Source organism: Gordonia paraffinivorans (assembly GCF_900683595.1).
GTDB lineage: Bacteria > Actinomycetota > Actinomycetes > Mycobacteriales > Mycobacteriaceae > Gordonia > Gordonia paraffinivorans.
The window spans coordinates 1,198,100-1,212,301 of record NZ_CAACYD010000007.1; the positions used below are offsets into that span (position 1 = coordinate 1,198,100).

Consider the following 14,202-nt stretch of genomic DNA (forward strand, 5'->3'; position numbering starts at 1 on the left):
CCGCTCTCCGAAACCAACTGCCGCATCTGTGAAAAGTTGTCGGCGACGCTGATGTCCTACTCGAACGGCACCGGCGGCAGCTTGACCACCTGCGAGGCGTACGAGAGCCCGGCACCGAAGCCGAGCAGCAGGGCGGTCTGGCCGGGCTGGGCCTTGCCGGTGGAGAGCAGGTCCTCTATGGCGAGCGGGATCGACGCTGCGGAGGTATTGCCGGTGTACTCGATGTCGTTGGCGACGACGGCGTCCTCGCGCAGCTTCAGGCTCCGGGCGAGGAGCTCGTTGATGCGGGCGTTGGCCTGGTGCGGGACGAAGACGTCGAGATCCTCGGCGCCGATCTTGGCGGCCTCGAGGGCGCGGTGGGCGACCTTGCCCATCTCGAAGGCGGCCCAGCGGAAGACCGCGGTGCCCTCGAGGCGCAGGTACGGGCGCTGCTTGCGGTCGCTGTCGAGGAAGGTCACCCAGTCAAGGTCCTGGCGGATGGCGTTGAACTGCGAGCCGTCCGAGCCCCAGACGACCGGGCCGAGCTCCTGCTCCTCGGTGGGCCCGACGACCACGGCGCCGGCGCCGTCGCCGAAGATGAAGCAGTTGGTGCGGTCGGTCATGTCGAGCGTGACCGAGAGCTGCTCGGCACCGATGACCAGCACGTGGGTGGCGCTGCCGCCGCGGATCATGTCCGACGCCAGGGCCATGCCGTAGCCGAAGCCGGCGCAACCGACGGTGACGTCGAAGGCGGGGACGCCGTTGGCGCCGAGTTCGGTGGCGACCTTGGTCGCACCCGCTGGGGTCAGGAGCAGGTGCGTGTTGGTCGCGAGGATCACCGCGTCGATGTCCGAACCGTGAAGCAGGGCGTTCGCGATCGCCTTGCGTCCGGCGTTGACGGCCATCTCCATGACGCTCTCGTCGCGTCGGGCGAAGCGGCGGGTCTTGATGCCGGTGCGGGTGTAGATCCACTCATCGGAGGAATCGATGTGCTGGCAGATCTCCTCGTTGGTGACCACGCGCTCGGGCCGGTAGGCGCCGATGCCGAGCATGCCGATGTTCTTGATCCCTGTGGTGTCCGCGATGACTGCCATGGTCTTCCTTCCGATATGTGACCCAGCATATGACGGTACTCACCCGGCCACCTACTAGGAAGTACCGCACCCCGACCCGTCATCGTTACCGATGGGGGCGGTCCGGCGGACAGGTGTTCGTGAGGGGGGAGGGCGCCGTCGGTGCGGGCGGAACCCGCAGACGGCCGGGGACGAACAGATGAGGGTGGGTTCGCGCTACCAGGCGTGAACGGTGTTCTGAGCGGCTTCGAGCCCCTGCGTGACGAGCAGTTCGACGGCGTCGCAACCGTTTCGGACCAGGAGCTCGACCTCGGCCCGGTCGGCGGCCGGAAACGGTTTGAGCACGAAGTCGGCGGGGTCCTGCCGCCCGGGCGGCCGTCCGATGCCCATGCGCACCCGCAGGTAGTCCTTGGTGCCCATGACCTGGCTGATCGAACGCAGCCCGTTGTGGCCGCCCTCGCCGCCGCCCTTCTTCAGGCGCACGAGTCCGAAGTCGATGTCGAGTTCGTCGTGCACGACGATGAGGTCGGCGGGGTCGACGGAATAGAACTTGGCCAGTGGGCCGATCTGCCGGCCCGACTCGTTCATGTAGACGCGGGCCTTGGCCAGAAGAACAGGCAGGCCGCCGAGGCGGACCTCGGCGACCTCTGCGCCGGACTTCTTGTGAACCTTCCAGCGCTCGCCTGCCGAGGAGGCGAGGCCGTCGACGACCATCGCGCCGACGTTGTGCCTCGTCTTCTCGTACTTGGGCCCGGGGTTGCCGAGCCCGACAATCAGTTTCACCACTCGGGTCGAGTAGTTCGGGTCCGGACTACTCCGAAGCCTCGGCAGCCTCACCCTCGGCTTCCTCTGCACCCTCGTCCTCGGCGACGACGCGCTGCGCCTCGGTGACCGAGACGACCGGGAGCTCCGCATCGGAGACCAGGGTGACGCCCTCGGGCAGCTGCACGTCGGAGGCATGGATGATGGTGCCGGCCTCGAGGCCCTCGACGCTGACGGTGACGTTCTCGGGGATCTCGAGCGCGTCGGCCTCGATCTCGATGTTGGTGGCGTCCTGGACGACCAGGGTGCCCGGGGCGGCGTCACCCTCGACGACGACCGGGACCTCGACGGTGACCTTCTCGCCGCGACGGACGATGAGGAGGTCGGCGTGCTGGATGAAGTTGCGGATCGGGTGGACGTCGACCTGCTTGGTCAGCGCGAGCTGGCTGGTGCCCTCGATGTCGAGGTCGATCAGGGCGTTGGCGCCGTGCGAGCGCAGGATCGCGGCGAACTCGCGGGCCGGGAGGTTCAGGTGCTGCGGGTCGGTGCCGTGGCCGTAGAGCACGGCGGGAACGTTGCCCTCGCGACGGGCACGACGGGCGGCGCCCTTGCCCTTCTCGGTGCGGGCGGTGACAGACAGCTTCTCGGCCTTGGTGGCCATGGTGATCTCCTCTGATCGGTGTTGCGGTCGTTTGTCCGTCGCGACGAGCAACGGGCACGGAGTCCGACCGCCAAACACCCGCGGGGCCGCGCAGAAGGGCGCCCGGAGGAGCAGCGGTGGTCGCGCCGATCACGGTGACAACGTCACCCTCGCCGAGACAACTGGGCCAGGATAGTCGATGACCTGCCCAGATGTCACATCAGGTCCCTCCAGGGAGTGGCAGCCGCCATACTCGGGACATGACCTCACACACCCCGATCCGGATCGTGACCGACTTCCTGGATGCGTTCGCACGCGGCGACACCGCCGCCGCGATGGAGAACGTCGACGACGACATCGCCTACACCAACGTGTCCCTGCCGACCATCCACGGGAAGCGCAAGGTCGCGGGCGTCCTCGGCGGGGTCGGCAGCAAGCCCTGGATCGGCTTCAACTATCGGATGATCAACGTGAGCTCGGACGACGCCGGGGTCGTGCTGACCGAGCGCGTCGACGAACTGCGGTTCGGCAGGTTGCACCTGCAGTTCTGGGTGTGCGGGCGCTTCGAGGTCCGCGAGGGCCGCATCGCGGTGTGGCGGGACTACTTCGACTACTTCGACATGACGAAGGCGCTCGTCCGCGCGATCGCGGCGCTGGCCGTGCCGTCGTTGCAGAAGCCGCTGCCGGCTCCCGCACCGGCGGTCGTCGGCAGGGGTTGAGCCTCCGGCGGTGAGCTGCGGCCGGCGGTCTGGGCCTGGCGGTGAGCTCTGGCCGGCGGTGAGGGCCTGGCGGTGAGCTCTGGCCGGCGGTGAGCTCTGGCCGGCGGTGAGCGTTCGCCGGTGAGCTCTGGCGGGGTTGAGCGCTCGCGGGTGAGCTCTGATCGGCGGTGCGAACGAGTGCAGCGACCCCATGATCATCCCGCCGCCGTGGTACCAGACCAGGGCCGGTGCGCTGGTGGCCGGCGCCTGCACGGGACGGTAGATAGCGCTCGCGGATGAACTCCGGGCCGGCGTCGATCGCCGGCTGTGGGCGCGGCCGACCCCGAACCCGTAGCGGTGGTCGTCGTCGTGCGGACAGCCCATAGCGCGATCGGCCGGCCGGCGAGCGTGCTGCAGCGTGGTCGTCGGCCATGTGGTGAGCGGGTATCGGCCGCCGTCCTGCGTCGAGTCCCAAAAAGTGCTCGGCCGCCTCGGCGAGGCGGCCGGCGTCGGGCGAATCGTCGCTCTGGCCGCTCGACACCGCCGCCACGACATCGGTCAGCGCGAAAGTGCCCCCGTCGACCCCGTTCTGCGGGTTCAGCAGGGGGTGCGGCTTCAGTAGAAGACCGGCCCCGGGATCCCGCCGCCGGCCGCGACCGCGTCGCCGTTGATGGCGATGCTGCGCGGTGAGGCGAGGAAGGTGACCACGTCGGCGACCTCGCTCGCGTCGATGATCCGCCGCAGCGAGTTGGTGGCCAGTTCGGCCTCGAGTTCTTCCACCGGCACCCCGGTCTCGGCGGACTTCTTCGCGAGACGGTCGGTGAGCCGTTCGGTGCGGGTGCGGCCGGGATGGACGACGGTCACGTTGATGCCGTGCGGCCCGAGTTCGTCGGCCAGGTTCTTCGTCAGGGCGGAGACACTGACGTTGCGGATGGTCTGGGCGATCGAGTTCGCTTGTCGCGCACCGAGTCCGCTGATGTTGATGATGCGGCCCCAGCCCTGGGAGATCATGTGCGGGGCGACGGCCCGGGCGGCGCGCAGGTAACCGAGGACCTTGATCTCGACCTCGCGGCGGACCAGGTCGTCGGAGGTGGCGGCCCAGTCGGCGGGCTTGCCCGCGCTCCACGGGGTGGCCGCCGAGTTGACCAGGATGTCGATGCCGCCGAGTTCGTCGACGGCGCGGTCGACGAGCGCGCGGACCTGCTCGTCGACGCCGGTGTCGGTGGGGACCGGGATCACCCGGCCACCGGTTTCGGCCGCCACCGCCCGTGCGGCGGCCTCGAGAGGCTCGGCCGAACGGGCGGCGATGACCACGTCCACGCCCTCCGCGGACAGCCCGCGTGCCACCGCGAGTCCGATGCCCTTGCTGCCGCCGGTCACGATGGCCCGTTTACCTGTCAGCTGTAGATCCACGTCGTCACGGTAGCGCCGCACACGCGGCGGGTGCCCAGCGGAGGGACGTGATGTTCGTCAGCGCTTCAGCGGGCTGTAGAAGACGAGGCCGTTGCCCTCGTTGTCGTAGACCACGGCACGGCGCTCGTGGGCGTCGTCGTAAGGGCCCTTGATGATCGCGCCGCCGTTGTCCTCGATGGCCTTGGCAGCGGCGTCGACGTCGGCGGTCTTGATGCCGAGGACGATCTTGCCCGGGATCGGGTGGTCGACGGGGGTGGCCAGGGCGATGGTGACCGCGCCGCCGTCCAGTGCGGCGAAGTGCGCGCCGTCGCGGAACTTCAGCGAGAATCCGAGGGTCTCGGTGTAGAACTTGATCGACTCGTCCAGGTTCTCGGTGGACAGGATGATCATCTTGGGCTCGTACCCGCTCATGAAACCTCCATGACTCGAAGGGGATGGGTGGCGCCTCGACCGAGGCCGGGCGCCGCCGGGATGTTAACGCCGTCTCCCCGGGGCGGGGAAGAAGGCGCCCCGGTTGGGGTCAGCGTGGTCTCAAAGGATCTCCTCGAGCTTCTCGAACGGACGCGGGATGCGGGTTCCCTTGTCCGTCACCACGATCGGACGTTCGACGAGGATGGGATGGGCGACCATCGCGTCGAGGATCTCGTCGTCGGTGGCGGAGGCCAGGTCCAGTTCCTTGTAAAGCGCCTCGCGCTTGCGGACCGCCTGGGAAGGGGTCAGGCCGGCATCGGCGAAGAGCTTCACCAGCTGCTCGCGGGTGTAGGGCTCGTCGAGGTACTTGACGACGGTGGGTTCGATCCCGGCGTCGCGGAGGGCCTGCAGCGCCTTGCGGGAGGTCGAGCACTTCGGGTTGTGATAGATCGTCGCGTCCACGTCGTCAACGGTACCCAGCGAACGGCGAATCGGGCGGCGGAGGGGCCGGGGCGGACCGGCGTTTTCGTGCCCGGTTCGGGGGCGGGTGCCGCAGCGTCGCCGCGGGGTGGGTGGAAACGACCGCGCCCGGAGGCTCGTGTGAGCATCCGGGCGCGGCGTGAGAGAGAACGGAGGGCCTACGCGCTGCCGTCGAAGAGGCTTGTGACCGAGCCGTTCTCGAAGACCTCGCGGATCGTCTGGGCGAGCAGCGGGGCGATCGAGAGCACGGTGAGGTTCTCGAAGCGCTTCTCCGGCGGGATCGGCAGGGTGTCGGTCGCGATGACCTCCTTGGCGCCGCAGTTCGCGAGGCGCTCGGCGGCCGGGTCGGAGAACACGCCGTGGGTGGTGGCGATGATGACGTCGCCGGCACCGGCGTCCTTGAGGACGCGGACCGCGCCGGCGATGGTGCCGCCGGTGTCGATCATGTCGTCGATGAGCACACAGGTGCGGCCCTCGACCTCACCGACCACGCGGTTCGACTTGACCTGGTTGGGCACCAGCGGGTCGCGGGTCTTGTGGATGAACGCCAGGGGAGCGCCGTTGAGGGCGTCGGCCCACTTCTCGGCGACGCGGACGCGGCCGGAGTCCGGGGAGACGACGGTGACGTTGTCGGTGCCGTAGTTGTCGCAGACGTACTGAGCGAGCTGGCCGAGGGCGTGCATGTGGTCGACCGGGCCGTCGAAGAAGCCCTGGATCTGGTCGGTGTGCAGATCGACGGTGATGATGCGGTCGGCGCCGGCGGTCTTGAGCAGGTCGGCGATCAGGCGAGCGGAGATGGGCTCACGGCCGCGGTGCTTCTTGTCCTGACGCGCGTAGGGGTAGAACGGCAGGATCACGCTGATGCGCTTGGCCGATCCGCGCTTGAGCGCGTCGATCATGATGAGCGCCTCCATGACCCACTGGTTCATCGGGTAGGGGCAGCTCTGCAGCACGAAGGCGTCCGAGCCGCGGACGGACTCCTCGAAACGGACGAACAGCTCGCCGTTGGCGAAGTCGCGTGCCGTCTGGGGTGTCACCTTGATGCCCAGTTCTTCGGCGACGGCTTCAGCCAGTTCGGGGTGGGCACGACCAGAGAACAGCATCAGGTTCTTCTGGTTGTCGGTGGTCCAGGTCATGAAAACTCTTCTGTCCGTTTCGATGTCGATCTTCTGCTGGGTGATGCCCGACGGGGGACGGGCACCGTCTGCGGGTTCGCTAGGCGGACCCGGAGTCCTTGTCGCGTGCCTCGGACACATTGTCGCGTGCCTCGAGTGCCGCCCGTGCCGACGCGGTGTCGGGCCGCTTGTTCACGACCCAGTCCTCGATGACACGCTGTGCTCCCGCCGAGACCGCAAGGGCTCCCGGCGGTACATTTTGCCGTACGACGGTTCCGGCGCCGGTGTACGCCCCGTCCCCGACGGTCACGGGGGCGACGAACATGTTGTCCGAACCGGTCCGGCAGTGGCTGCCGATCACTGTGCGGTGCTTGTTGACGCCGTCGTAGTTCACGAAGACGCTCGACGCCCCGATGTTGGAGTGTTCGCCGATGGTCGCGTCGCCGACGTAGGTGAGATGGGGGACCTTCGAGCCGTCGCCGATGGTGGCGTTCTTGGTCTCCACGAAGGTGCCGATCTTGCCGCCGACGCCCAGGACCGTGCCGGGGCGCAGGTAGGCGAACGGCCCGACGCTCGCGTTGCCGCCGATGACGGCGTCGCTGCCATGGGTGCGGATCACCTGGGCGCCCTCGCCGACGGTGACGTCGGTCAGCGTGGTGTCGGGGCCGATCACGGCGTCGGTGGAGATGTGGGTGCGGCCCTTGAGCTGGGTTCCGGGCTCGATCCGGACGTCGGGCTCGATCGTCACGTCGATGTCGATCCAGGTGGTGGCCGGGTCGACGACGGTCACGCCGTCGAGCTGGTGGCGGCGCACGATGCGCCGGTTGAGTTCGGCGGCGAGGTCGGCGAGCTGGGCGCGGTCGTTGCAGCCGGCGACGAGGACCGGGTCGTCGACGGTGAATCCGCGGACGGTCTGGCCGGCCTCGCGCGCGATCTCGACGATGTCGGTCAGGTAGTACTCGCCCTGGACGTTGTCGGTCGACAGCTTCGACAGGCCGTCGCGCAGGACCCCCGCGTCGACGGCGTAGACACCGGCGTTCACCTCGTCGATCGCGCGCTGCTCGGCGGTGGCGTCCTTGTGCTCGACGATGGCCCGGACCGCGCCGTCGTCGGTGCGGATGATGCGTCCGTACCCGGTCGGGTCGTCGGCGATGAAGCTGGTGAGCGTGACCGCGGCGCCGTCGCCGGCGGTGTGGGTCTCGATGAGGGCGCGCAGGGTGTCGGCGTCGAGGAGCGGGACGTCGGCCGCGGTGACGACGACGGTGCCGTCGAAGCCCTCGGGGAGGGCGGTGAGTCCGGCGCGGGTCGCGTCGCCGGTGCCGCGGGGTTCGTCCTGCTCGGCGATGCCGATCTCGCGGCCGAGCTCGGTCGCGATGTCCTCGACGGCGGCGACGACCCGCTCCCGCTGATGGCTGACCACGACGACCAGATGGTCGGGGTCGAGCCCGGCGGCGCCGTGGAGGGCGTGTCCGACGAGGCTTCGGCCGGCGATGGTGTGGAGGATCTTCGGGGTCTTGGACTTCATCCGGGTACCGGCGCCCGCGGCCAACACGATCACGGCCACCGACGACGACGTTCCCGACATCGAATGTCCACCCTCTTCCTGATCGGTGTTCACGTCGGGTGCGATCCTACGCACCGGTAGTCGGTGGTGGACACGCGCCGCGCCTTTTGGGACGAATGCGCCCGCGGGTTGCACTTTTCATCCCCTGTTGTTCGACGGTCGCAGCTGATAGAACACAAGAGATCTGCTTCCCCGAGCGTTCGATCGGTGAGTTGTGCCGTTCGACCGCGGGCGGGGAGGCGGGCCGCACGTGTGCCGGGGTGTCTCCCGGTGCCCATCGACCAACGGAGGTATGCAATGAGCACGCAGAAGACCGCCATCGTCACCGGCGCCGCCCGGGGTATCGGCGCGGCGATCGCCAAGCGCCTGTCCGACGACGGTCTGGCCGTGGCCGTCCTGGACCTCGACGCCGACGCCTGCGCCGACACCGTGAAGGCGATCACCGACAAGGGCGGCAAGGCCATCGCCGTGGGCGCCAACGTCGCCGACGCCGACTCGGTCAACGCCGCGGTGGAGAAGGCGGCCGCCGAGCTGGGTGCTCCGACCGTCGTGGTGAACAACGCCGGCATCACCCGCGACAACCTGCTCTTCAAGATGACCGTCGAGGACTGGGACGCCGTCATGGCCGTCCACCTGCGCGGTGCCTTCAACGTCACCAAGGCCGCCCAGAAGTACATGGTCGACGCCAACTGGGGCCGGATCGTCAACCTCTCGTCGACCTCGGCGCTCGGCAACCGCGGCCAGGTCAACTACTCGGCCGCCAAGGCTGGCATGCAGGGCTTCACCAAGACCCTCGCGATCGAGCTCGGCAAGTTCGGCGTCACCGCCAACGCCATCGCCCCCGGCTTCATCGAGACCGAGATGACCGCCGCCACCGCAGAGCGCATCGGCGTGCCGTTCGAGGACTTCAAGAAGGCCGCCGCCGCCCAGATCCCGGTCAACCGCGTCGGCGTCCCCGAGGACATCGCCCATACCGCGTCGTTCCTCATCAGCGAGGGCGCCGGCTTCGTCTCCGGCCAGGTCATCTACGTCGCCGGCGGCCCGAAGGACTGACGACTGCCAGACCTCGTTTCGGCGGTGCGACTTCGATCGACGTCGCACCGCCGAAACGAGGTCGCGCCGGCGAGGCGTTCCTGCGCCTGTGGCACAATCGTCTGCGCGTTGATCCCCCATGGTGTAATCGGCAACACTCCTGATTTTGGTTCAGGCATTCCAGGTTCGAGTCCTGGTGGGGGAGCTTCAGTAAAAGGCCAGTTCAAAGCCGGTTTTCATCTCGGCTCGTAGCTCCTCATATCGACATCTTGTCTCGATATCGCGCGCGAGGCCCCTCGAAAACTGAACGACCCCGCCCAGGTGCTCCAACACCTGCCGGGGTCTGGCGAGGGGATCAGGCAGGATCCTCCAAATTCGTACTCGCAGTTATTGGAACCCGTCTTCCTGACTCGAACGACAGTAGTCGACAAGGGAAATCAACTTTGCCAGTCAATGCCCACCATTGACGGTGCACGCACTACTCCACAGTGGCGGTGGGTGCTGGAGTCGTCGTGCCGTCGGCGAAAATCTTGCGATCTGGCCGATTCTTGTACCACAGTTTGTACCCCGGCCAGCTGCATTGTCCGGTAGTGAGTTTGGGGTCCACCCCGTTGAGGTACGGCTGCTCCGGCTGACAGAAGATCGCCGAGACAAGAAAGTCATCCTCTACTGGCACCGGAGGAGCTCCGCCGACTTAGGGGGCATAGGCGAGAACTCAAGCGGACCAACGATACTCTGGAGTCTGCGTCGACCTTCTTCACAGTGGAGCTCGACCATCGAAATCGTTGATCGTCGACTACATCGACGAACACAAGCAGGAATACGGCGTCGAGCCGATCTGTCGCGAGCTGACCGCGCACGGCTGCAAGATCGCGCCGTCCACCCACTACGACCCCTGCGCCGCCGGCAACCGACTCGATCGCTGCCCACTCTGACGAATGCTCGCCACGTACCTCGGCGACCATCCGCACAGGCGCTGACGCAACTCGGCCGGGTACTTCCTCGAACCTGACATGACTCGATCCTCAACAAGAGATGAAGTACCGTTTGCGTGCCCGGCATCGGGGTCCACGCGGCGGTCGTTGACCCGCGGCGCCTTCACCTCAACGGCTCCGGTGGTGGTCAGCACCTCACGCGGATGGTGATAGACGATACGCACCACCAGGCGGTGGCCCTTTTTGTCACGCTGATCAGCAAACATGGCCACATAGGCGGCGACCTCGGCCTGCAACGCGGCGGCCAGCATCTGGCGGGCGCCGTCACGAATGATCACCGACCAGCACCACATCGTCGGCGTTGGCCTCATCGGTGTCGTGAACTTCGGTGAGCGTGAGCGTACTTCCCGAACCGGCGCGCCGACGCCGGCTCATGATCAGACCTTCAGATACTCAGATCGTCCTCGGGAAGGTTCGGCCACTCTAACGCCCCTGCCGGGGGGCATCCACAGGTTCTGATCATTACTCAGTTTCCTCCGAGAGCCCGCAGGTGAACAGAGTGCATCGCCATCGGCGCGATACGTTGCCGACCCGCGTTGGTCGTGCCAGAGTGGTTGCCGTTACTTTATGATGGTGAACTGTCGCTTCGCGGTGTCGAGATCGGGGGACCAGGTCCTGCACGCATCGTGAAGTCTCGAATGGTGCCGCTTGGTGCTTGGGGCAAAGGGGTCGGGATGCTCTTTCGCGGTTGCTTTGTTGTGTCGTTGGTGTGTGTTGGGTTGGCGGCGTTGGTGTGTGGCGCCGGGGTTGGTTCGGCTGCGCCGACGCCGTTGGCGACGAAGTACGACTCGCTGGTCACCGATGACGGTTGGAAGATCGAGTTGCGCGCCAGCGAGTTGGTCGTGAACCCGATGAGCAACATTGCCAACAGCTTTGCCTCGCGTGAGGGCTGGATGTCTGAACCGTCCTGGGTCTGGTGGAGACCGTGATCTCACCAGGAGAATGCCGGTATGGCTGCACCAAGGAAGTTCGATCCAGAGACCCGCGAGCGGGCTGTGAGGATGTATCACGACCACCTCGCCGAGCACAGCGGCGCGAAACTCGCCGCCCGCGAGCATGTAGGCGCGCTGCTCGACATCAACCAGGCAACGTTGCGCAACTGGATCGAGAAGGATAAGCCGATTGTCACCACACGGGGAACGACGACGGTGAGCGAACAGGACGCCGAACTGGCTGCGCTTCGCAAGGAGAACGCCGAATTACGCAGGGCAAACGAGATTTTGAAGACCGCGTCGGCGTTTTTCGCAGCGGCGGAGGTCGACCGCCGACTGCGGTGATCGTCGACTACATCGACGCTCACAAGGGCCGGTTTGGGGTCGCCCCGATCTGCCGAGTGCTGACCGAGCACGGCGTGCAGATCGCCCCATCCACCTACTACGCCCGCAAACACGCGGGTCCGGTCTCGGCAACACAAATGGCCGAGGCGTACGACGCTCATACCGTCTACCAGGCGTTTCAGCGTAATCGCGGCGTGTACGGCGTTCGTAAACTGTGGCACACGATGCGCCGTGAGGGCCGGGTGATGGGCCGCGATCAGGTAGGCCGGCTGATGGAGATCTGCGGCATCACCGGAGTCGTGCGCGGCAAGCACCGCACAAGCACAACCCAGCGTGATGATCGCGCGCCGCGCCATCCTGATTTAGTGGATCGGCAGTGGTCGCTGCCGTCGCGTCCGGACCAGTGGTGGGTGGCGGATTTCACCTACGGGCGTGAGGAACGAACTGGTGACAACTGATCGTTAGTGCCGGGAGGCGCTGACGGGGAGGATGTCATCATGCCCGGCCCCTATCCCAGAGAGTTCCGCGAGGACGTCGTTGCGGTTGCTCGCAGCCGCGAGAGCGGCGTCACCATCAAACAGATCGCCGCCGACTTCGGTATCAGCGAAGCGACGTTGCAGAACTGGCTCCGTCAAGCCGACGTCGAAGACGGTAACCGTCCCGGCCAGACCGCCGCGGACGCCGCCGAGGCGCGGGAGTTGAAGAAGCGGATCCGGTTGCTCGAGCAGGAGAACGAGGTCCTCCGCCGTGCGGCGGCGTATCTGTCGCAGGCGAACCTGCGGCTTGGTGGCTCCCCAAAATGACGTACCCGCTCGTATCTGAGCTCGCCGACGCGGGGATCCCCGTGACGGTGTCGTGCCGGGTTCTCAAGCTCGCCCGCCAGCCCTACTACCGGTGGCGCAACGACCCCGTCCGGGACGCGGACGTGCTCCGCGCATATCGGATCAACGCGCTGCATGATGCGCACCACGAGGACCCGACGTTCGGCTACCGATACCTCGCCGACGAGGCCCGCCGAGCGGGGTGGCGGATGAGCCGGCGGACGGCGTGGAAGCTGTGCTCGCAGGCGGGGATTCTCTCGTCCGCGCAACGCCGGCGACGCGGGAAGGGGAAGAAGGCCGGGCCGCCCGTGTTCGACGACCACGTCCAGCGCGTGTTCCGCGCCGATGCACCGAACCGGCTCTGGCTCACGGACATCACGGAGCACTGGACGAGCGAAGGCAAGCTCTACTGCTGCGCGATCAAGGACGTGTTCTCCAACCGAATCGTCGGGTACTCGATCTCAGATCGGATGACCGCGAAACTCGCCGTAGACGCCGTCCGAAATGCTGTCGCGCGCCGCGGTGAGGTCGCCGGCTGCATCCTGCACGCCGACAGGGGCAGCCAGTTCCGCAGCCGCGCGATGGCCCGCGAGTTGCGCCGCCACGACATGGTCGGATCGATGGGAAGAGTCGGCGCTGCGGGGGACAACGCGGCCATGGAGTCGTTCTGGTCACTGCTGCAAACGAACGTCCTCAACCAGCAGCGGTGGGCGACCCGGCAGGAGCTGCGACTCGCCATCGTCGTTTGGATCGAGCGGAAGTATCACCGCCAGCGCGCCCAGGACACCCTCGGCGGCTTGACGCCCATCGAGTTCGAAGCCAAGCTAGCCGAGCCGCTCACACTCGCGGCCTAAACCGAACCTGTCACCAGTTCGTTCCTCACGCCCTACTGCTGGACGCTGTCGGGATTCGTCTACACAGCGTTTCTGGTCGATGTGTACTCGCGACGGATCCTGGGTTGGCGGGTGATGACGAGCAAGACGACACCGCTGGTGACCAGCGCTCTCGAGCAGGCCCTGTTCACCCGAAGAAGGACCGACTTCTCCTTTACTGCAACAGGTTTGATTCATCACAGCGATGCGGGAAGTCAATACACCTCGTTCGCCTTCACCGAGGCGCTACGCGACTCCGGCCTGGCCGGCTCGATCGGCTCAGTTGGCGATGCCCTGGACAATGCGTTGATGGAATCGACGATCGGGTTGTACAAGAGCGAACTCATCGACCGCCAGCGCTCCTGGACCGGACGAGCCGAGGTCGAACGCGAAACCGCCGCATGGGTGCATTGGTACAACACCGAACGGTTGCACTCGGCAATCGGCTACTGCCCGCCGGTCGAGTACGAGACGCGCTACCGTGAGACCGTCGCCTCCGAAGCGGAGGTGGCCTAAACCAGGTCTCCATCCGACCCAGGACGGTTCAGTCGGCGCGGGTCGGTGCCCTGATCACCCCGGCGAAGGGGCGTCAGCCGTCCCAGCCGGTGCAGTCCGCGGTCCTCGAGCAGTTTCTGGTTGTCGGGGTGCCAGGTCGATGTCAGTGACGGGGCGACGTTTGGGTTCGGTTCGTCGGTCGGGCCGAATGCGAATGTCACGATCAGTGGTGTTCCCGGGGTGACTGTGGGTGGGTCGGCGTCGGTGAGCCCGTCGATCTCGGCGAAGCTCAAGCCGGGGCGGATCACTGAGATTTCGTTGGGCAAGAAGACATTGCAGGCCAATCGTGCCTCGATCCGCGCGAAGCGGGTCCATGTGAGGGTGGATGGCTGCGCGGGTCCGACGACGGTGCGCGTGATCGTGCGGTTGTCGGCGTCGACACCAACCGCTGACGACACGATCAACATCTACTCCGCCCGTATGTGGCTCTGATTATTAGTTGGCGACGATCGGGGGGGATCGGGGCATGAGCGGTGTTCGTCTGAGGAGCGCGATCGGGCACAGGGGAGTGTTGT

The 14,202-nt window shown here is 66.8% G+C and carries 11 protein-coding genes, 1 tRNA gene, 6 pseudogenes and 1 other annotated feature; of the genes and pseudogenes, 8 read left to right on the top strand and 10 right to left on the bottom strand.

The features are described 5' to 3' along the window. Positions 1–56: 56 nt before the first annotated feature. From E1P53_RS18465 to E1P53_RS18475, 3 genes are all read right to left on the bottom strand, one after another. Positions 57–1,073, bottom strand: coding sequence for a beta-ketoacyl-ACP synthase III (locus E1P53_RS18465; protein WP_109237126.1), 1,017 nt, complete (start codon positions 1,071–1,073; stop codon positions 57–59). 195 nt (positions 1,074–1,268) lie between these two features. After that, entirely contained in the window at positions 1,269–1,835 is a 567-nt protein-coding gene (gene pth / locus E1P53_RS18470) for an aminoacyl-tRNA hydrolase (RefSeq protein WP_040526773.1), read from the bottom strand. Between the two features lie 28 nt (positions 1,836–1,863). Next, complete coding sequence (locus tag E1P53_RS18475; RefSeq protein WP_006900474.1) at positions 1,864–2,475, bottom strand: 50S ribosomal protein L25/general stress protein Ctc; 612 nt, start codon at positions 2,473–2,475, stop codon at positions 1,864–1,866. Between the two features lie 239 nt (positions 2,476–2,714). On the opposite strand from E1P53_RS18475, the gene E1P53_RS18480 reads away from it, so the two are divergent. Beyond that, positions 2,715–3,173 (top strand): limonene-1,2-epoxide hydrolase family protein, encoded by a 459-nt coding sequence (locus E1P53_RS18480; protein ID WP_131735131.1) that lies wholly within the window; start codon positions 2,715–2,717, stop codon positions 3,171–3,173. Positions 3,174–3,767: 594 nt separating this feature from the next. Here the strand turns inward: E1P53_RS18480 and E1P53_RS18485 are convergent. The 5 genes from E1P53_RS18485 to glmU all read right to left on the bottom strand — a co-directional run bounded on the left by E1P53_RS18485 (position 3,768) and on the right by glmU (position 8,156). Beyond that, a complete protein-coding gene (locus tag E1P53_RS18485; RefSeq protein ID WP_040526775.1) occupies positions 3,768–4,565 on the bottom strand; it encodes an SDR family NAD(P)-dependent oxidoreductase in 798 nt (265 codons plus the stop codon). Positions 4,566–4,622: 57 nt separating this feature from the next. Further along, complete coding sequence (locus E1P53_RS18490) at positions 4,623–4,976, bottom strand: VOC family protein (RefSeq protein ID WP_006900477.1); 354 nt, start codon at positions 4,974–4,976, stop codon at positions 4,623–4,625. A gap of 120 nt (positions 4,977–5,096) precedes the next feature. After that, entirely contained in the window at positions 5,097–5,438 is a 342-nt protein-coding gene (gene arsC, locus E1P53_RS18495) for an arsenate reductase (glutaredoxin) (protein ID WP_131735132.1), read from the bottom strand. A gap of 176 nt (positions 5,439–5,614) precedes the next feature. Then, positions 5,615–6,592, bottom strand: coding sequence for a ribose-phosphate diphosphokinase (locus E1P53_RS18500; protein WP_006900479.1), 978 nt, complete (start codon positions 6,590–6,592; stop codon positions 5,615–5,617). A gap of 79 nt (positions 6,593–6,671) precedes the next feature. Then, complete coding sequence (glmU, locus tag E1P53_RS18505; RefSeq protein ID WP_131735381.1) at positions 6,672–8,156, bottom strand: bifunctional UDP-N-acetylglucosamine diphosphorylase/glucosamine-1-phosphate N-acetyltransferase GlmU; 1,485 nt, start codon at positions 8,154–8,156, stop codon at positions 6,672–6,674. Positions 8,157–8,432: 276 nt separating this feature from the next. Here glmU and fabG point away from each other — a divergent pair, with 276 nt between their 5' ends. Together fabG and E1P53_RS18515 are read left to right on the top strand one after the other, a co-directional pair. Next, a complete protein-coding gene (fabG, locus tag E1P53_RS18510) occupies positions 8,433–9,188 on the top strand; it encodes a 3-oxoacyl-ACP reductase FabG (RefSeq protein WP_131735133.1) in 756 nt (251 codons plus the stop codon). 112 nt (positions 9,189–9,300) lie between these two features. After that, a tRNA-Gln gene (locus tag E1P53_RS18515) sits at positions 9,301–9,372 on the top strand. Positions 9,373–10,057: 685 nt separating this feature from the next. Here the strand turns inward: E1P53_RS18515 and E1P53_RS21150 are convergent. After that, positions 10,058–10,182, bottom strand: a pseudogene (locus E1P53_RS21150) (IS3-like element IS987 family transposase); the annotation flags it as partial. A 12-nt stretch (positions 10,183–10,194) separates the two neighbouring features. Next, positions 10,195–10,537 (bottom strand): annotated as a pseudogene (locus E1P53_RS18520) (hypothetical protein); the annotation flags it as partial. A 167-nt stretch (positions 10,538–10,704) separates the two neighbouring features. On the opposite strand from E1P53_RS18520, the gene E1P53_RS20875 reads away from it, so the two are divergent. From E1P53_RS20875 to E1P53_RS18550, 5 genes and pseudogenes are all read left to right on the top strand, one after another. After that, positions 10,705–11,091, top strand: coding sequence for a hypothetical protein (locus E1P53_RS20875; RefSeq protein ID WP_244941225.1), 387 nt, complete (start codon positions 10,705–10,707; stop codon positions 11,089–11,091). A 21-nt stretch (positions 11,092–11,112) separates the two neighbouring features. Then, positions 11,113–11,867: pseudogene (locus tag E1P53_RS20880) on the top strand (IS3 family transposase); the annotation flags it as partial. Then, positions 11,397–11,528 (top strand) — a sequence feature (AL1L pseudoknot). (Overlaps the previous pseudogene by 132 nt.) Before the next feature lie 69 nt (positions 11,868–11,936). Next, a pseudogene (locus E1P53_RS18540) lies at positions 11,937–13,114 on the top strand (IS3 family transposase). Between the two features lie 33 nt (positions 13,115–13,147). After that, positions 13,148–13,648 (top strand): annotated as a pseudogene (locus E1P53_RS18545) (transposase); the annotation flags it as partial. Between the two features lie 32 nt (positions 13,649–13,680). Further along, positions 13,681–14,119, top strand: a pseudogene (locus E1P53_RS18550) (MspA family porin); the annotation flags it as partial. Positions 14,120–14,202: the final 83 nt, after the last annotated feature.